The organism is Pseudomonas sp. MD330_10 (assembly GCF_042610415.1).
Taxonomy (GTDB): domain Bacteria; phylum Pseudomonadota; class Gammaproteobacteria; order Pseudomonadales; family Pseudomonadaceae; genus Aquipseudomonas; species Aquipseudomonas rhodesiae.
Genome location: NZ_JBHGZU010000073.1, coordinates 1 through 282, shown reverse-complemented (window position 1 = coordinate 282; position 282 = coordinate 1). Strand labels below are relative to the sequence as shown.

General features: G+C 56.4%; 1 pseudogene. It reads left to right on the top strand.

The features are described from left to right. Window positions 1–282 (top strand): annotated as a pseudogene (locus ACFZPT_RS26665) (channel protein TolC); the annotation flags it as partial.

Here is a 282-nt window from a genome sequence, read left to right as displayed (position 1 = left end):
AGTTGGCAGAAGACAACCTGAAAAGCCACGAACGCATTTTTGACCAAATCAAATTGCGCACCAGCCGTTGCGTCGGAAGAATGGCGGACATGGACCATGCCGAAGCCCGTCTGGCCCAAGCGCGCAACAACTTGCTGACCGAACAGACCAACCTCGATGACGCCAAAGCAAACTACATGAGCGCCGTCGGTCAAGAACCCGACGAGCTGGAGAAGCCCCAAGGATTTGTCGCCTTGATGCCTGCCAGCCTGGAAGAAGCACGCCGGCAGATGGTTGAGAGCA